The organism is Psychromonas marina (assembly GCF_030161115.1).
GTDB classification, from domain to species: Bacteria; Pseudomonadota; Gammaproteobacteria; order Enterobacterales; family Psychromonadaceae; genus Psychromonas; species Psychromonas marina.
Genome location: NZ_BSPQ01000001.1, coordinates 753,189 through 772,481 on the forward strand (window position 1 = coordinate 753,189; position 19,293 = coordinate 772,481).

The 19,293-nt window shown below is 38.9% G+C and carries 15 protein-coding genes; 2 read left to right on the forward strand and 13 right to left on the reverse strand.

The window, feature by feature from the left end; genetic code table 11:
* Positions 1–24: 24 nt before the first annotated feature.
* The 10 genes from QQK09_RS03590 to cobT form a co-directional block, all read right to left on the reverse strand.
* Positions 25–756 carry a glutathione peroxidase gene (locus tag QQK09_RS03590; RefSeq protein WP_284202746.1) on the reverse strand — a complete coding sequence of 244 codons (732 nt, stop codon included), beginning with the start codon at positions 754–756 and terminating at the stop codon, positions 25–27.
* Positions 757–904: 148 nt separating this feature from the next.
* Positions 905–2,914 carry a DNA helicase Rep gene (rep, locus tag QQK09_RS03595; RefSeq protein ID WP_284202747.1) on the reverse strand — a complete coding sequence of 670 codons (2,010 nt, stop codon included), beginning with the start codon at positions 2,912–2,914 and terminating at the stop codon, positions 905–907.
* Positions 2,915–3,039: 125 nt separating this feature from the next.
* Positions 3,040–4,491 carry a sodium:proton antiporter NhaD gene (nhaD, locus tag QQK09_RS03600; protein WP_284202748.1) on the reverse strand — a complete coding sequence of 484 codons (1,452 nt, stop codon included), beginning with the start codon at positions 4,489–4,491 and terminating at the stop codon, positions 3,040–3,042.
* A gap of 320 nt (positions 4,492–4,811) precedes the next feature.
* Complete coding sequence (locus QQK09_RS03605) at positions 4,812–5,537, reverse strand: DUF2057 family protein (RefSeq protein WP_284202749.1); 726 nt, start codon at positions 5,535–5,537, stop codon at positions 4,812–4,814.
* A gap of 67 nt (positions 5,538–5,604) precedes the next feature.
* A complete protein-coding gene (locus tag QQK09_RS03610) occupies positions 5,605–6,684 on the reverse strand; it encodes a porin (protein ID WP_284202750.1) in 1,080 nt (359 codons plus the stop codon).
* A 1,249-nt stretch (positions 6,685–7,933) separates the two neighbouring features.
* Positions 7,934–8,725 (reverse strand): hypothetical protein, encoded by a 792-nt coding sequence (locus QQK09_RS03615; RefSeq protein WP_284202751.1) that lies wholly within the window; start codon positions 8,723–8,725, stop codon positions 7,934–7,936.
* A 111-nt stretch (positions 8,726–8,836) separates the two neighbouring features.
* Positions 8,837–9,922 (reverse strand): porin, encoded by a 1,086-nt coding sequence (locus QQK09_RS03620; RefSeq protein ID WP_284202752.1) that lies wholly within the window; start codon positions 9,920–9,922, stop codon positions 8,837–8,839.
* A gap of 338 nt (positions 9,923–10,260) precedes the next feature.
* Complete coding sequence (gene cobC / locus QQK09_RS03625) at positions 10,261–10,935, reverse strand: alpha-ribazole phosphatase family protein (protein WP_284202753.1); 675 nt, start codon at positions 10,933–10,935, stop codon at positions 10,261–10,263.
* The gene (locus tag QQK09_RS03630) at positions 10,932–11,720 is read right to left on the reverse strand and encodes an adenosylcobinamide-GDP ribazoletransferase (RefSeq protein ID WP_284202754.1); all 789 of its coding nucleotides are present in this window, start codon (positions 11,718–11,720) and stop codon (positions 10,932–10,934) included. Before QQK09_RS03630 ends, cobC begins: the two co-directional genes overlap by 4 nt.
* Before the next feature lie 27 nt (positions 11,721–11,747).
* Complete coding sequence (gene cobT, locus QQK09_RS03635; protein WP_284202755.1) at positions 11,748–12,803, reverse strand: nicotinate-nucleotide--dimethylbenzimidazole phosphoribosyltransferase; 1,056 nt, start codon at positions 12,801–12,803, stop codon at positions 11,748–11,750.
* A gap of 254 nt (positions 12,804–13,057) precedes the next feature.
* On the opposite strand from cobT, the gene QQK09_RS03640 reads away from it, so the two are divergent.
* Together QQK09_RS03640 and srmB are read left to right on the forward strand one after the other, a co-directional pair.
* Entirely contained in the window at positions 13,058–14,614 is a 1,557-nt protein-coding gene (locus QQK09_RS03640) for an HD domain-containing phosphohydrolase (protein WP_284202756.1), read from the forward strand.
* A gap of 88 nt (positions 14,615–14,702) precedes the next feature.
* The gene (srmB, locus tag QQK09_RS03645; RefSeq protein ID WP_284202757.1) at positions 14,703–16,064 is read left to right on the forward strand and encodes an ATP-dependent RNA helicase SrmB; all 1,362 of its coding nucleotides are present in this window, start codon (positions 14,703–14,705) and stop codon (positions 16,062–16,064) included.
* Between the two features lie 60 nt (positions 16,065–16,124).
* Here the strand turns inward: srmB and yaaA are convergent, their stop codons facing one another.
* The 3 genes from yaaA to QQK09_RS03660 form a co-directional block, all read right to left on the reverse strand.
* Positions 16,125–16,898 carry a peroxide stress protein YaaA gene (gene yaaA / locus QQK09_RS03650; RefSeq protein ID WP_284202758.1) on the reverse strand — a complete coding sequence of 258 codons (774 nt, stop codon included), beginning with the start codon at positions 16,896–16,898 and terminating at the stop codon, positions 16,125–16,127.
* Between the two features lie 189 nt (positions 16,899–17,087).
* Positions 17,088–18,206, reverse strand: a complete 1,119-nt coding sequence (locus tag QQK09_RS03655) for a PilT/PilU family type 4a pilus ATPase (RefSeq protein ID WP_284202759.1) — start codon at positions 18,204–18,206, stop codon at positions 17,088–17,090.
* A gap of 32 nt (positions 18,207–18,238) precedes the next feature.
* The gene (locus QQK09_RS03660) at positions 18,239–19,273 is read right to left on the reverse strand and encodes a type IV pilus twitching motility protein PilT (RefSeq protein ID WP_284202760.1); all 1,035 of its coding nucleotides are present in this window, start codon (positions 19,271–19,273) and stop codon (positions 18,239–18,241) included.
* Positions 19,274–19,293 lie beyond the last annotated feature (20 nt).

The window sequence follows — 19,293 nt, forward strand, 5'->3', positions numbered from 1 at the left end:
GCTTCTATAAAACCAAATTAAGGTTTATTTATTTGCGTAAGCAATGGCAGCTTCGCTATCGCCAACGTGTTTACCATCAACAAATAGTTGAGGCACCGTTGTTTGACCAGAAATAGCACGTAAGCTAACAGTCGTCGCATCTGTTCCTAATACAATTTCTTCAAAAATGATGTTGCTTTCTTTTAGTGCTTTTTTCGCTTTTGCACAGAATGGGCAACCTGGTTTAGTAAACAATGCAACCGCTGCTGGTGCTTTAGCAGTTGGGTTAAGATAATTAAGCATTGTATCTGCATCAGATACTTCAAACGGGTCGCCAGGCTGGTTTGGCTCGATGAACATTTTTTCAATCACACCATCTTTAACAAGCATGCTGTAACGCCATGTACGCTTACCAAAACCAAGATCTGCTTTGTCGACTAACATACCCATGCCATCTGTAAATTCACCGTTACCATCTGGTACTACAGTAATATTTTCAGCTTCTTGATCCGCAAGCCATGCATTCATTACAAAAGTATCGTTCACAGCTAAACAAACAATTTCATCAACGCCATTCTCTTTTAATACACCAGCTAACTCGTTGTAGCGTGGTAAGTGAGTTGATGAACAAGTTGGTGTGAATGCACCTGGTAATGCAAATACAACAACCGTTTTTCCTTTGAATAATTCATCTGTTGTTACATTAACCCACTCATCACCTTGGCGAGTTGGAAAAGTAACCGTTGGTACATTTTGACCTTCAATATTATTTAACATGTAATGCTCCAGTATTTAAAAATAAAATAAGTTTAGTTAATTTTTGTAAAACAATCTCTGTTTCGATGAAGTAAGTATCAATCATTTAGTTTAATAGGTAAAGACGTTAATAACTAACAGTGCAATAGGTGGTAGCTATCATGATAATTTAGTCGAATAATGCTTTTAAGCTTGCCATTCCTTTATCAGCAACCGCCTTTTTTTGTTCTGCACTTTTTTTACGCGGGCCACTTTCCCAATCAAGGTCGTCCTGTGGTAATTCTAATAAGAAACGACTCGGTGTCGGATTAATGGTTTCACCATACTGATTGCGCTCTTTAGCAAGGATAAAGGTCAGCTCTTTTTGGGCACGTGTGATCCCCACATAAGCTAAACGTCGCTCCTCCTCTACATTGTCTTCATCAAGACTTACCTGATGCGGTAAAATCCCCTCCTCCATGCCCACTAAATAGACATAAGGAAATTCAAGCCCTTTCGATGCATGCAGTGTCATTAACTGTACTTGGTCTAACTCTTCATCTTCCTCATTACGCGACAACATATCACGCAAGGTTAAACGTGCGACGACTTGCTCAAGGGTCATCGGTTCATCTAATGAATCCCCTTTAAGCATCTCTGTTACCCATTTAAATAACATCGATACATTTTTCATCTGCATTTCAGCAGCTTTAGGGCTAGGACTATTCTCATATAACCAATCTTCATAACCGATATCACGAATCAGATCACGTACAACATCAATTGGCTCTTCGCGTTTTAAGCGATCATTAAGCTCCACTAACCAACGCGTAAAGGCTTGTAATGACAATAAACCTTTGCCATTTAGGGTCTGTTCTAACCCTAATTCAAAACTTGCTGAAAACATACTGATATGACGTAAATTTGCGTAGCTGCCCAACTTTTCACGGCTCACGGCACCAATGCCACGTGGTGGTTTATTTACCACACGAATAAAGGCATTTTCATCATCATGATTCACCAATAATTTTAGATAAGCCATGATATCTTTTACTTCTGCACGAGCAAAGAATGACGTTCCACCACTTATTTTATAAGGGATGCGGTTTTCCATCATCACTTTTTCAAGTAAACGGCTTTGATGATTACCACGATATAACACCGCATAATCCTTAAAGCTACTTCCATTCATAAACTTATGCCCAGAGATCTCCATCACGACACGTTCCGCTTCATGTTTCTCATTTTTAGCGGTTAAGACTTTAAGGGGCTCGCCATAGGCAAGTTCACTAAACAGGCGTTTTTCAAATTCATGAGGATTATTGGCAATCAATACATTGGCAGATTTTAAAATACGCTGACTAGAGCGGTAATTTTGCTCAAGCTTGATCACTTTTAATTGCGGGAAATCACTTTGCAACATGGTGAGATTTTCAGGACGCGCACCACGCCAAGAATAGATCGACTGATCATCATCTCCTACCACGGTAAAACGAGCACGTTCACCCACTAATGCTTTGATTAACTCATATTGACTGGTATTGGTATCTTGGTATTCATCCACCAAAAGGTAACGAATCTTCTTTTGCCAACGCAGACGAACTTCTTCTTTGTGAGAGAGTAACAAAGTAGGTAAAACAATAAGATCATCAAAATCGAGTGCGTTATAGGCTTTTAATTGGCGCTGATACAGATCATAACTTTGCGCAAAAATAATATCACGCTCACCCTTAGCCTGTTTTATTGCTTGAGGGGGTAAAATAAGTGCGTTTTTCCAGTTCGATATTTGCGTAACCAGTGCTTTAAGAAGATCGGTATCCTCCTTAAGCTGTTTTTCAGTTAGCTCTTTTAATAGCGCCATACTGTCTTGATCATCAAATAACGTAAACCCTGCTTTCATACCTAATGTTTTTACTTCACGCTTAATAATATCTAACCCTAAAGAGTGAAAGGTAGACACCATCAAACCGCGTGCTTCTTTTCGCCCTAGAGTTTGGCTAACACGCTCTTTCATTTCTCGTGCAGCTTTATTGGTAAAGGTAACTGCGGCTATATTTTTAGCTAAGTAATCACAATTTTGCACTAAGTGCGCGATTTTATTTGTAATTACACGTGTTTTACCACTGCCCGCGCCCGCTAAAACCAAGCAGGGACCCGATATCATTTTTACCGCAGCGTCTTGTCCAGGATTGAGTTTCATCGTTTATCCAATAGAGAAATATAAGAGGCTATTAAAACAAAAACGCGAGATAGACAAAAGCCATATCTCGCGTTTTTTATTTATTCACAAGATGTATAAATAACACCTTACGTTTATTAAGCCGTTTAACCAGTAAATAGGTCAGCATTAAGCCATAGGTGAGTCATAATACTCGCCGCATAACCGAGTGCAATCACCGGCATCCATTTAATATGTGCACCAAAAGTATAGATACCACGAGCTTGTCCCATTAATGCAACACCAGCAGCAGAACCGATAGAAAGCATACTACCACCCACACCTGCAGTTAATGTCACTAATAACCATTGACCTTGGCTCATCGTTGGTTCCATACTTAATACAGCGAACATCACCGGAATGTTATCGACAATCGCAGATAAGATACCGACTAATACATTTGCCCAAGTGATAAATGATGGGTCAGCATACATTGCGTGTGAAACCATGCCTAAATAACCAATAAATCCTAGACCACCTACACATACAACAACGCCGTAGAAGAATAACAAGGTATCCCACTCTGCTTTAGCAACTTTACCAAAGATATCAAATGGCGCGCCGTCACCTAGGGTACGTAAACGTTCATGTTCTTTTACATCTTTCGCTTTAGCAATCTCTTTATCGTAATGCTTTTTATGTGTTTTACGTAAGTAGAACGCAAAGAACTGCAATAAACCAAGACCTGTCATCATGCCTAGTACTGGCGGCATGCCTAAGAAAGAGTGGCCCATTACCGCAAAGGCGATAGTCACTAAAAATAGACCAACAATGCGCATTGCACCGGGTTTCATATAGACCACTTCGCCATCACCTTTAGCAACCTCATTAGAGATAGCAAAGCTCATAATAACCGCGGGTACTAGGAAATTAACTGCTGATGGGATAAATAACTGGAAGAAATCAGTAAAAGGTACCATGCCTTTCTGCCAAACCATTAGCGTTGTAATGTCGCCAAACGGGCTGAACGCGCCACCTGCATTTGCTGCAACGACGATGTTAATACAGGCAACAGCGATAAATTTATGGTTTGAACCACCCACTTTCATCACAATCGCACACATCAATAGTGCTGTTGTTAAGTTATCAGCAATGGGTGAGATAAAGAATGCTAAGACACCTGTTAACCAAAATATATTACGTAACGTAAAACCTTTATTAACCATCCAAGCACGCAATGCATCAAAAAGCTTACGCTCTTCCATGGCATTAATATACGTCATGGCAACTAGTAGGAAGAAGAACAGCTCTGCATACTCTAATAGATTATGACGAAAAGCCGCTTCTGCATCATGGCTCATACCATGCTGTGAATAATAGAAGCCGATCATCGCCCAGATAATACCGGCAGCCACTAATACAGGCTTAGACTTACGCAAATGGATCACATCTTCCAGCATCACTAAGCAATATGCGATACCAAATATAAGTAATGCCGCGTAACCGATACCATGAGAGGTCAAGTCTATTGCCTCACCACCACTTGCAAATAAAGCAGGCGGAAAGAGAACTGCAATAAGCGTTAATAAAACCCCTAACGTTTTATGTTTCTGTAACATTTCATTCTTCCTTAAAGAAATAAGTAAAATTAATAAAATTGACAACTGAATTTGCGCGATTTTAACACACAGATTTTATGAAAAACAGCAGTAAAAATAGGGGAATAGTGAAAATCAGAAAGCAAATAGAAGAGATATATCAGGGTGGCTTATTATGCCCAAATAACGGGTATAAAAAGGGACGAAAAACCGACAATTTAAAGCAGTTTAAAAATGAGTATATTGATCTTTATCGGTTTTAAACAGGAGAGATAAAGCCACTCTTTATATATAAAGGTGGCCATCTGTTTTAATCTTATAATCTAGTCTAACGGGGAAAATTAGTGAGCTAAAATCCAAGTTAATAGCTCGGCTCTTTGATCAAGATTTGCTTTTTCATACCAGTATTCAAGCATCGGTAAAATTTTACCTTCACCATTTAGTTCAGATTTAATCGATTTACGATTTTCAAATGCCCAATCAGTAAATTGCTCTTTTTCAGATTCAGAGGCTTTAATGAAAAGATCTTGGCTCATTTTAATCGGGGAGGCAGTTGTTACTTTAGCAACACTGACAGCGGCAGTATTAGCTGCTAGTTGTGAAATGTTATCAGCACCATTTTGTGCTTTTAATTCTGCAGCGTAATCACGAGAAATACCAACACCGCGTTCTAAAAGTTGTTGTTCAACATCTAAAGGTTGACCCTCTTGAGTGACAATGACCACTGGGTTTTTATCAAAGCCCTGTATCTCTTCAACTCGCATAAATGTTCTCGAAGGAGAGATCATTAAATTGGCATCATTAATATCAAAGTTAATAACAATCGGCTCTGATTTAAACTTTTCTTTTTCACCCTGTTTAATAACTAACTTTGAAACTCGTACAACAATCTGGTTTTTACCATTTTCGAGGGTGAACTTATTATTACCAAAGATGGTAAAACCAACATTTTTATTGTTTAAGACTAATACCTCTAAATCTTGGTGCATAGAAACGTTAATGGTTGCCTGTGCAGAAAACGCGCAAACAGCGAATAATGAAATAACTAATTTTTTAAACCAGGCCATAATTTCCTCTCAAAAAAAAAAGCACCTAAAATAGGTGCTTAATAAGTGTACCTACTCTACTTTGGGTTTAGAAGTAGTATTCAGCACCTAATAGGAAGTTAGTTGCTTTAGTTTCACCATCGTTCATGTTGTAGTTACGAACATCAAAGTATAGGTATGTGCTTGGTAGTAAGTAACCTAAACGACCCGTGATCGCTACGTCGCTGTTATCTTCAGTTGCATTGTCTGATTCAAATGCTTCAGCATAGCCAAGTTTAACTACGTAAGTGCTATCAAATACATATTGTGCCGTTGCCGATAGCGCGCCCTGTGAATCATCGCCTTTATCCATTTGCTTGTAAGCAAGAGTGGCAGTGAATGCATCGATGTATAAACCAGCACCAACGATTGCGTAGTTATTACCATCCATTTTTTCAACCGGTTGGTTAGCACCACCAAGGGCATTCCATGCTGTCCATAGAGGGTTTAGCTTGATTAAGCCAGTGTCTGCATCAATAACATACTTTTCTGGTTCTGCAACGGCTGTACCATCGTAGTCAGCTTGACCGTAATAACCTGCGTGTAGGTTTAACATTGGAATTGGCGTGTAAGAGATCGCTGCACTGTAAACCGTTTGGTCGAAGCTTTTTTCCATGTTACTAACAGTAGCAGAGAAGTTAAAGCCAGCCCAAGTCGCTGAATCGAAACGTAATGTATTATCAGCACGATCTTGGTAAGCAGCATCGATATCGTTATTCCAATCGAATACGTTACCTAGGCCAGGATTTGAATGTGGCCAATCCACTAGATTGTAAGCCGCAACTAATTGACGACCAAATTTAAGCGAACCAGCACCTTCAAAATCAAGACCAATGTAGGTATCACGTGCACCTAGTTGACCAGATTTAGCACCATTATCAGCGTTTCCGCCTTCAATTTGCCATACGAAATTTGGAGAAAAATTTTCAAACTCAACAACACCACGGAAACCGATACGAGATTCTAATACGAATGATAGATTGCTTTCGTCACCGTCAAAGTTTGTTTGATGTGCAAAACCAGCAGCTTGACCATAGATTTGAAATGCATCGCCTGCTAATTGAACTGCTGCACTTGCACTGAAAGTTGTTGCCGCTAACGCTGCTGCTACAAGAGTTTTCTTAAACATAATAATATTCCTTAGATAAACATAATTGTTTATTGGCTTCCGCAATCCATAAATCCATGTCCATGAAGCCAAACTTATTGTTATAACGTTTTTTTAACACTTAAAATCATCATTTATACATCAGATACAAATAACGACCGTTGATTAAAAAGCGAACCATTTCTTTTTAATTTGCACCGGACGAAGCATCTACATCGTCCGTTTGCTTGAACCAATACTACATTCGCAGTGCAAATTATCAACGACATTTAACTGATTAAACTTTAAACAAAGAGATTTATCACAATATTTTAACAATTAAAATCAGACTAAAATTATATGCAGGCAGTGCATAAAAAACACGATTAGCAACACTTTTCAAGACGCTCAAGATCAAATAAACAGGCTTTTTTGTGATGACGATCCACACAAGAAGAACATACTTAATTTGCGTCGCAAAATATATAAAAAGGGAGAAGTATGAAATGATCAGTTATAGATTTTAATTAATTTAAACAATGGGTTGAATGATATTTAAACATTTAAAATGTAGCAGCATATTCAACAATATATGAATTAAAAGCAGTCATTTACATGAAAACATAAAAACAAGAAAAAAATAAAATTAACCCATTTAATCAGTAAGTTAAATGGTTATACAAACAAATAACGCCGCTATATCTTAAAGTAAAGAACAACAGCATCTCAAATAGTCATCGACATGACATAATTTAACGACAATTTTAAGCTTATGTTCGGCTACATTTTGTTCCACTTTTTAAGCGCATAGCACCGTATTCCCTACAGTTGTACTCTTTCACAAGAGGTGAAACAGCCTCTAGTGAAAAAATTTCTTAGAATGCAATCAGATTTGAGTAAATAAAAATCAATTACGCCCTCACCTCCGTTGGATTGTTATACAAAATAGGAAAAAGCCGTGATATTCGTTTGCTCAGAGGAATTTTGAAGAGACTTTCCCACACTACTTTTAGCTCAGTCATCTTATCAATAGCAATATTACGTGACGAAAAAGCAGGTTAATGCCCGTGTAGAGCATATAAAGGGATCTAGATAATAAAGCAGTGGGTTAAATTAATGAATGCTGTATGGGAGAGTAAAGTATAACTTAACAAGAAAAGCCTAAAAAACCTTTCCTAGCAGTAGGTAACATATCTTTTCAGTCCAATATTCAGTTAAAGGTTGGAGCATGACCAAAACAACAACCTTTAACCACAGAGTAAAATATGTGTAAACCGGTATAACGACAATCCTATTTCATATTGCCTACAGCCCAAATACGTAATTTTTTTTGTTCTTCTGCTGTCGCTTTCTGATACCAATAACGCACCATTTGCAACGCTTTGCTACCGTCAGCAATACTAGACTGCTGCTTACTGTTTGTAATAGACCAAGTCGAAAAAGTAATTTGCTCTTCACTATCCAACTCATTAAACCAGTATTGGCTCATTTCAATTGCTTTGCTTTTCTGCGCACTGGTTTCAATGACTACAGGTGTAATATTTGCTGAGATCGATTTTTCTTTTTCATATCTTTTAAATAAACCATCGATATAGTTGCTCGGTAGCTTAAAGGTAAAATCGGTACTAGTAGCGGTATTATTAATAGAGAAAATCAAACCACTCTCTCGTGCCAGTTTAAGTTCATCCGTTTTAATATTTAAAATCATGTACTGAGTAACAGAGCACTGTTCATCACATTGCCTAACCGTTTCTTGTCTTTTAACCGCTTTCTGGCTGATATTATTGATCGATGCAAAAGCATAACGCTGCTGATTTTCAAGAAATTGCAGATTAAAGATCAGTGTTGACGTTTCCTGATCACCAATTTTTAATCGCAATGTCGCATCAGAGCTCAAAACCTGTAATCGGCTACGATGAGTTAAGTTAATCAGACGAATTTTTTCACCTATAACTTCTGTAACGTTATAACCCGTCGTCAACTTAGCGTTATTTGCAAACTGCTCACTGCTCATACCTTCTGGATTTGTTGCACAAGCTGACAAAAATAGCACTGAACTTAAAAAAAATATTTTTTTGAGCATTTTTATAACTTCCTTTTTAAACGAAAAACGCTAGCATAAGCTAGCGTTATATGGAGACTATTTTAATCACTTTACTTTTTAAAGTAACTTTAAATATTAATTAACTAATATTTAAAAACCGTATTCAAGACCAACACGTAACACAACATCAGTGTCCGCATTTGTTCCATTAACTGAAGTCAACGTACGACCAGCAACACGTGCATAAGGTACGAAACCGTTAATATTACCCATTACTTGCAATGATACGATGTTATCAGCATCATCTTGCGTTTCACCATTAATTTCAGAATCTAGCGTTGCTGCATAACCCGCTCGAAGTCCAAAAGGTCCATTCCAGTATTGTGCGATTAAAGAATAAGAGCCTTGGCTTGCGTCACCATCTTGGAACTCCCAATCTCCGTTTATGAAACGGTCTTTAGCATCTGCTTGCTTGAATGCACCAGCGATGCTGAAACCACCAGGAAGACCCGCTTCAAAACCCACGAAGTAAGTATTAACATCGCCGCCCTCTTTGTAGGTCGTTGTATCATCACTATTTTCTATGGTTTCTCCACCTTTGAAGTTTTTATTACTTTCAAAAGCAGCCATTAATGTCACCGTGCTTACAGTATACTTTATATTGGCGCCAACGAAGTTTGAACCTTCTTTGCTTGAATCACCACGACCAACAGATGCCGCAAAATTAAAACCAGACCATGTTGGCGAGTCGTAACGAACTTGGTCAGAATGGCGATCGTTATAACCTTTTACCGTACCACCCCAGTCAAATACAGCACCTAGACCAGGATTAGAAAATGGCCAATCGATTAGTTCATACATTGGTGTTAATACACGACCAAAACGCACTTTACCCCAATCGCCACCTAAGCCGATAAAGGTATCACGTACACCTAAAGATCCTGAAGCACCTGCACCACCATTACCAAAATTCCCCACATAGCCAGATTCAATTTGCAAAAAAACATGCAAATCATCGGTCATATTTTTACCTGCGCGAAAGCCTACACGAGACTCATTTTCAAGTTCATAACCAGTCTGAGCATTACGATTATCACTAATATTGTAATCCACTGCAGAGATAGCAGCGACACCATAAACAGTAACTGGAATTTCTTCATTTACGCCAATTTCATAAGCTGAAGCTGAAAATGCAAGCGTTGTTAACGCTGCTGCAACAAGTGTTTTTTTAAACATATTATATTCCTTAATAATTCGTTCGGAGGTCTTTGTCCTTCTACAATTCCCACGTAGAAACTCGTTTATTTCCATATAAAGCAAATGACTTAAAACCTAAATATTGATCATATTTGCTAACTTATGAGTATCACTCAAATCGTTATTTATAGAAGGTAATGCCCCTTCTTCGAGAAGGGATAATACGGATCAATGCAAGCAACTCAATAGCTTGCAAGCAGCAAAGTTTTGGTTTAGTGATAACTATCACAACGGGGATTTACAAACGGGATCCAGAACACTAAAAACCAGAAGAAATAAAAAATAATAATATAAATATCAACAAGTTAACCACCAACCTAGATTGATTTTTGATTGACAAAAACCTGCTTTAACTTGTTATTTTTCAAGGTGATTTGGGAGATACTGGCATAATCAACCGTAAGTTCGGTCACATTTTCCAGTGAAAGTTCGAGGTACCTAGACAGAGTGCTACAAATAACACCAGAATGTGCTACGAGTAATATATTGATGGGATTTTGGGTAAGGAAATTTGTTGTAATAAGTTCCGACCAGGCCTGTAAAACACGATCATGAAAGTGAGCTGGAGTTTCACCATTGGGGAATTCAAAATATAAGCGGTTTTCATTCCACTCATCTATTTTAATACGCGCGATATCATTCCATTTTTCCCCTTCCCAGTCGCCAAAATTAATCTCTTTAAAGCGTTTATCATAAATGACGGACTGTTTATGCGTTGATTGAACATAACTTGCTTGAGCGTGATTAGATTGTAGAAGAGTTGCCCCCTTATTAAGGTGCACTTTAGCAAGATCTTCAGCTAGTAGCGAACAGCGTTGCAACGGACTGCTATAAATAGCAGTTATCTTTTTATCCTTAAAACAACCACTAATTTTAGCTAATTGTTGTTCATAATCATCAGATACAGGACAATCAAGTTGCCCATAACAGGTACCTGTCGCTATCAACGGTTTAGTGTGACGAATTAGGTAGATATTTAATTGCGTATTCATGCCTGAAGTACCACGGTTAGAAGCAATAGAATAATCAATTCAATACACTGCTGAGCAAAACCTAAACAGTCTCCTGTGTAACCTTGTAGGCTTTTCAAAAATAATTGACGCAATATAAAAGTAGCTATTACGCTAATAGCTACAATACTTACTGCATTCGCGGGCGATAGCAGCAATAAGCTAGAAAGTGCGCACAGTGAAGCGAATATAAAGTAACCTTGAGGTAATTTAGTTGCTAACGACTGTACCTTACTCTGCTTGTCTAAGCGCACGTAAGGTAATGTTTGCATAATAAATAAGGCTGCATAACGACTTAACGTATGGGCAAGCAACAAAGCAATAAACAAAGATGAATAACTAATTGCAGTTAATTCGATTAGTACATTAAGTTTTAATATAAATAGAACAACTAAACCAATACCTGCATAACTGCCGATTTGGCTATCTTTCATTATCTTTAATCGCTGAGCCGCATTATAACCGCCACCAAAGCCATCACAGCAATCGGCAAAGCCATCTTCATGCAATGCGCCAGTTAATAATAGCCCTCCTATAAGCATTAGAATGAGACTAATAGGAATCGAAAAAATTAATTGGCTAACATAAAATATCCCGCCCATCACAAGTGCAACACCCAGTCCAATAAGAGGTAAATAAACATTGGCTTTATGAAATTGCTCATCATCAAAGTCAATGCAGCGAGGGATAGGTACACGTGTAAAATAAGAGAGCGCATAAAAGAACAAGATCAACTGCTGCCTTAAGTTTTGTAACACGATATTCATTACTGCATTTCCCCTTTATTCACAGGTTTAACCTTCACTATTTGAAACACCAGCATCTGCAAAGGAAGCCATTTCATTAAAGAAGCTAACCGCAGAGACAACTAGCGGATAAGCCACTGCAACCCCAGAGCCCTCGCCCAGTCGCATCCCTAAATTTAATAACGGCTGTACGTCCATCGCTGCTAATAATCGCTGATGCGCTTGTTCATTAGATTGATGACAAAATTGCGTATATTCAATGAAGTTTGCTTCCATTTTACTCGCAGCCAATGCTGCAACAGAGCAAATAAAACCATCTACTAGCACCAACATTGAAAGCTCAGCAGCCTTTAGCATCGCCCCCACCATCATCACAATTTCAAAACCACCAACTTTTTGTAATACCTGTGCGGGTGAAGCAGCTTTTAATTGATGTAATTCAATCGCTTGATCGATAACGTTAGCCTTATGTAATACCCCAGCCTCATCAACACCAGTTCCTTTACCAGCACAATTCGCCCCTGATAAATTTAATAGCGCAGACATAATCGCGGCTGCAGATGTCGTATTAGCGATACCCATTTCACCAAAGCCGATCACATTACAGCCTGCATTGTATTTACTTGATACGATATCTGCGCCTTGCTGTAATGCCTGCAAGTACTGTTTTTCGCTCATCGCTTCTGTGACTGAAAAGTTATTGGTGCCTTTAGCAATCGGCTTATTGATAAATCCAGAATGCTCAACACCAACAAAATCACAACTAACACCGGCATTAACAATCGTCAAATCAAGCCCATTCTGACGTGAAAAACAATTAATCGCAGCTCCACCAGATAAAAAATTCAATACCATCTGTTCCGTCACCGCTTTAGGAAACAAACTAACGCCTTCATCGGCAATACCATGATCTGCTGCAAAAATAAGTACACAAGGCGCATTCAATGAAGGTGATAAGCTATGTTGTATCTTGGCTATTTTGGCAGCAAGGGGCTCTAACAAACCAAGGCTACCCTGCGGCTTGGTTTTTAAGTCGATAGTTTGCTGCACTGCACTGATAAATGAGCTTGGAAGTTGCTGAACGAGAGAATTAATATTAAACACAATAGATCCTTTAAAATAATATACTGGCGAGGACAAGAAAAACGACTAAAATTCAACCTACTGTTAAACTAAGATGAAAGTAAGACGTGAAACTAGTCACAAACTACAATAAATTTACGTAAATATCACTATAACAAACTGAAAATACAATCATAATGATTTTCCAATTGCTAAAATGCAATGATATATTTTAGGCGGCTTTTTTAATCTACGCCTGCTTATATAGCCTTATACAACGTTTTTGAGATATATTTATGAATGATAGTGATCTTCTTTTTATAGAGGATGATATAACCGACGTTGACGACCCTATTTCATTACATCTCTCTCCTTGGAAGGTTTTGATTGTTGATGATGATAAAGAGGTACATGCAGTCACTAAACTCGTACTCTCAAATTTTGAGTGGGACGATACACCTTTACACTTCCTGAGTGCTTACTCCGCATATGAAGCTGAGCAGCTATTTTTAGAACATGATGACATTGCCGTTGCGTTAATAGACGTTGTCATGGAAACCGATGATGCCGGGCTAAAATTAATAGAAACTGTTCGTAATGAATTTCAGAATAAAAATACCCGTATTGTGCTCCGTACCGGACAACCTGGGCAAGCGCCAGAACGAACCATTATTCGTGAATACGATATTTCTGACTATAAAAATAAAACCGAATTAAGTGGTGTTAAGCTCGATACATTAATGTGTACCACATTACGCTCTTACCAAAATATTGTTAATTTAAACAAAAATAAAGAGGGCTTAGAGCTAGTTGTTGAATCTTCAAGTGTTTTATTTGATGCAACCACCTATGAATCCTTAGTTGATGAAACGATCAATTATTTAACCAAACTTCTGACAAAGTGCACTAATACTCCTGCACATAATTTGTCAGCTGTTGGCTTTTATTGCGATCTTGATGTGTTTCTTTTATTAGAAGCGCGTGGGGAATACTCACACTTCACTAGCCCTGATGATATCGAAAAACTGCCTAATCATATTTCCCTGCTTATTTCAGAAAGCATGGCAGAGCAAAAAAACATTTATAATCCGGACTGTTTTGTATTAAGTATGCAAAGTAGCTCTGAAAAAAATGTCATGTTTTATGTTGATGGATTTTCCCCTCTTTCAAAGCAAGATATTGCTCTGATCGAACTTTTTGCCAGCAACACCAAGATCTCCTTTGATAACGAGGAACTTCGTCATGAGATTGATGAAGGGCAGCGTGAGATTGTTTACCTACTGGGTGAGGCGATTGAGCATAAATCTAAAGAGACCGGAAATCATATTCGACGCGTTGCTGAGATCACCCGTATTTTAGCGCTTGAGTTAGGCTTTAGCGTCGCTGAATCAGAAAAGATAAAATCTGCTTCACCACTGCATGACTTAGGTAAAATCGGCATTCCTGATCATATTTTGCACAAACCGGGCTCATTTACGCCAGAAGAGTGGAAAATAATGCAGTCTCATGTAGAAATTGGCTATGAGTTAGTACGTTACTCTAACCAAGACATCTTAAAATATGCAGCATTAATCAGTTATCAACATCATGAGAAGTGGGATGGCAGCGGTTATCCTAATGGCCTTAAAGGCGAAGAGATCAGCTTAGTGGGACGAATAGCTTCATTAGCAGATGTATTTGATGCCCTTGCTCATGACCGTTGTTATAAAAAAGCATGGCCAATGAATGAAGTATTACAATTTATTGATGATCAAGAAGGATTGCACTTCGACCCACTGGTAGTCGAGGCCTTTAGGAAACATAAAAATCAAATAATAGAGGTCAATGAACGTTATAGCGATGTTTTTAAGTAACTTCACATTAAAAATCCCGATTCTATCGGGATTTGTTTTATAATAGCTCCTATTATTACTGAAACCCCCTTTATTATTGGAAAAACCCATGTCTTTTGATGCGCTTGAACTCGACCAACACCTTTTAAATGCTCTAGAAAAAATGGGCCATACACGCCCGACAAGCATTCAAACGCTCGCTATTCCCGTTGCTATGGATGAGCAAGATATTATGGCAAGTGCGCCTACAGGTACCGGCAAAACGTTAGCTTTTTTATTACCTGCTGTACAACGCTTAATTGACTTTCCTCGTCGTAAAGGTGGTTCAGCTCGTATTTTAATATTAACGCCAACTCGCGAACTTGCAGTGCAAATAAGCGAAGTAGCACAAAACTTAACTGAAGATACCGACTTGGTTGTTGGTAATATCATTGGTGGCATCTCTTACGAAGCACAAGAAGATGTGATCATGGAAAACGTTGATATCGTGATCGCAACACCAGGTCGCTTGATGGAATATATCGAAGCAGAAGCATTCGATTGCCGTGAAGTAGAAACATTAGTGCTTGATGAAGCAGACCGTATGTTAGATATGGGCTTTATCGATACTATGGACAGAATCGCAGGTGAAACACGCTGGCGCAAACATACCTCTCTATTTTCAGCGACATTAGAAGGTAAAGGCTTACGTGAGTTCTCTCGTGATATTTTGACTAACCCAGCGCAATTAACAGCTGAAGTTTCTCGTCGCGAAAGTGGCAAAATTAACCAGTGGATTCATCTTGCCGATAATGCTGAACATAAATTACAACTGTTAGCATTTATTCTTCAACAAGAGCCATTGCATGATCAACCACAAAAGATGATTGTGTTTGTTAAAACACGTGATCGCCTAACAGAATTGGTTGCTCAATTAGCTGAACTACAAATCCCATGTAACTACCTACGTGGTGAAATGGATCAAGAGAAACGTAACGAATCATTACGCCAATTTAAAGAAGGCAACGTTAATATCCTGATTGCAACAGATGTCGCTGCACGTGGTATCGATGTACCTGATATTACGCACGTCATTAACTACGATATGCCACGCAGTGCAGATATTTATGTTCACCGTATTGGGCGTACAGCACGTGGTGGTAAAAAAGGTAATGCAATTTCACTGATTGAAGCACATGACGTAGATATTTTAAGCAAGGTTGAACGTTACACCGACCAAGTGTTAAAACGTCGCGTAATCAAATCACTACGCCCAGTGAACAAAGAAGCGAAGGTAAGCTTACGTAAGTCTAAGAAACCAGTGACGAAAAAAGGTAAAGCACGCGAAAAAGAAGTGAAAGAGCTTCAAAAAGCAAAACGTCAGAAGAAAAAAGAGGAGATGGGTAAGCAACGTCACCGTACTAAAAAATCTAAAGGTAAACCTGATTTCGCCGCTAAAGCCGCTAAGAAAGCAGCAACTAGCGAAGAGTAAAGAACTGATAGCTTCGAGTTTCGAGAAACGACTCTCGAAGCTCGTCACTCGACGCTTTATTTACCTTTCATCACGATAAAAAACCAGATCCGTTGCCGTTGAATCAGCAGGTACGAAATAATACCCATCGACATCAAAGCCTTTTAGTTGCTCGACCTCAGTTAACTCATTCTCTAATATATAACGCGCCATTAATCCGCGTGCTTTCTTGGCATAAAAACTAATTACTTTGTATTGGCCATTTTTCTGATCTTTAAAGATTGGGGTAATAATATCGCCTTTTAGCTCTTTTTTCTTTACCGCTTTAAAGTATTCATTCGATGCAAGGTTAACTAATAATTTATCCCCTTGTGCTTGCAAAGCATCATTAACCGCTTCCGTTACAATAGAACCCCAGAATTGATATAAATTAGTACCACGTAAATTGTCTAACTTAGTACCCATCTCTAAACGGTATGCCATCATCAAATCTAACGGTTTTAATAAACCATACAAACCAGAAAGAATACGCAAATGTTGTTGTGCATAGGTAAGTACTTTAGGCGCTAAGGTTTCAGCTTGTAAACCAGTGTAAACATCACCTTTAAACGCAAACAGCGCTTGTTTGGCATTGTCTACTGTCAGTGGTTGTTGCCACTCAGCAAAACGAGCAACGTTAAGTCCTGCAATTTTATCACTCACTTTCATCAGTGAGGCAATGTCTTGCATCGACAGTTGCTGACAACGCGCAATAAGCAGTTCACTCTCCGATAATAATGTTCCGTTTGAGTATTCATCGGTTGGTGCGGGGGTTTCAAAATCAAGAGTCTTCGCAGGAGAAAGTACAATAATCATGTTTATTCCTAAAACAAAACGCCTCTCAGGGCGTTTAATAAGTGATGAGCTATTAAAGCGTATTTGTCGCTTATTGATCAAGCACTAATACATTTAGGTCATGTCTTTAGCGTGACAATCGCAAAACAGCAACCGCGAAACTAGTTGTAGTTGCTGTTATTAATAGCTAAAAGCTGACGGCTGATTAAACTAATAATCAAGCGTTATATCATCAAGCATACCTCGTGAACCAAATGACTTACGCCCTTCTGTAGAGTTAAGCTTAATCAATAAGCGTACATCATTGGTTGAATCCGCATGCGCTAACGCTTCTGTATAACCAATTACCCCTTCCTCATAAAGATTGAAAAGTGCTTGGTCAAAGGTCTGCATGCCATGCTCAGTCGAACTTTTCATTATCTCTTTTAAGGTATGTAACTCTCCCTTGCGGATCGCTTCCGCCATGGTCGGCGTATTATATAAAATTTCAAATGCAGCACGACGTGATTTCCCGTCAGTTGTTGGGATGAGTTGTTGTGCAACAATCGCACGTAGGTTAACCGAGAGGTCAAATAGGAACTGACGATGTCTATCCTTAGGGACTAAATGTAAAATACGCTCTAAGGCTTGGTTGGCGTTATTTGAGTGTAACGTGGCCATACACAGGTGCCCAGTCTCAGCAAAGGTGATTGCAAACTCCATGGTTTCACGGGTACGAATCTCACCAATCAAGATAATATCAGGCGCTTGACGTAATGAGTTTTTAAGTGCCTCTTCAAAAGAGTCAGTATCAATACCCACTTCACGCTGTGTCACCACTGATTTTCCATGCTCATGCACAAATTCGATCGGGTCTTCAATCGTGAGTATATGACCCGATGCATTTTGATTACGATAACCAATCATCGCGGCTTGTGTGGTTGATTTACCAGAGCCTGTCGCTCCTACAAACAGCACTAAACCTCGATTTGCCATGCACGTTTCTTTAAGCTGTACAGGTAAAAATAGCTCTTCAAAAGTTGGAATGATCCCTTCTATGCGGCGAATAACCATACCTGGTTGTTCTTTTTGCATAAACGCACTGACACGAAAACGCCCAGCATATTCAGTGCTTACTGCGTAGTTTGCTTCCTTTGTGAGTTCAAAATCAGCAAAGCGCTTTTCGCCCATCATCTCTTTTAATAATGAAAAAACATCATCCTCAGTTAAATTCGTCTTAGTCAACGACTCTAAACGTCCATTTAGCTTCATCGTCGCGGGTAAACCGACCGAAATGTAGAGATCTGACGCTTTAAATTCAGATGTTTTTATCAGTAACTTTTGTAACATGCTCCTGTACCTCCCTGGTTATCTAGCTGATATTAAAATGTTTTTGGATCGGCCGCCTTCTGAGCTGCGTCTGCATGTGAGACTTCGCCTCGACTCACAAGATTACGTAGACATTGATCCAATGTTTGCATCCCATGCACCATTCCCGTTTGAATAACCGAGTACATTTGTGCCACTTTATCTTCGCGTACCAAGTTACGAATTGCAGGAATGCCAATCATAATTTCATGTGCGGCAACACGCCCACCACCGTTTTTCTTCAGTAACGTTTGTGAAATAACAGCACGTAATGATTCCGATAACATCGACCGTACCATGCTCTTCTCTTCAGCAGGAAATACATCGATCACACGGTCAATAGTTTTAGCGGCAGAAGTCGTATGTAACGTACCAAATACTAAGTGACCTGTTTCAGCGGCAGTTAGCGCTAAACGAATCGTTTCTAAATCACGTAACTCACCGACCAGAATAACATCCGGATCCTCACGCAATGCACTACGTAGTGCGGCGTCAAAGCTCAAGGTATCTTTAAAAACTTCACGTTGGTTAATCAGCGACTTTTTGGTTTCGTGTACAAACTCGATCGGGTCTTCAATGGTTAATATATGTTCGTGGCGACTGTCATTAATATAATCTATCATTGCAGCAAGCGTTGTTGATTTACCTGAACCGGTAGGCCCAGTGACCAATACGAGTCCACGTGGGAAATCTGATATTTTTTTGAAAATATCAGGTGCATTTAAATCATCAAGGGTTAATACTTTGCTAGGAATGGTACGAAAAACAGCACCAGCACCACGTTTTTGATTGAAAGCATTAACACGAAAACGTGCTAAATCAGGAATCTCGAAAGAAAAATCGGTTTCTAATTTTTCTTCGAAATCTTTACGTTGTTTATCATTCATGATGTCATAAATTAGGCTATGCACCTCTTTATGCTCTAATGCAGGCACATTTACCTTACGCACTTCACCATCTACTCGAATCATTGGTGGTACACCTGCAGAAAGGTGTAGATCTGACGCATTATGCTTTACACTAAATGCTAATAATTCCGTGATATCCATAAATTTAAAATCCTATTAAA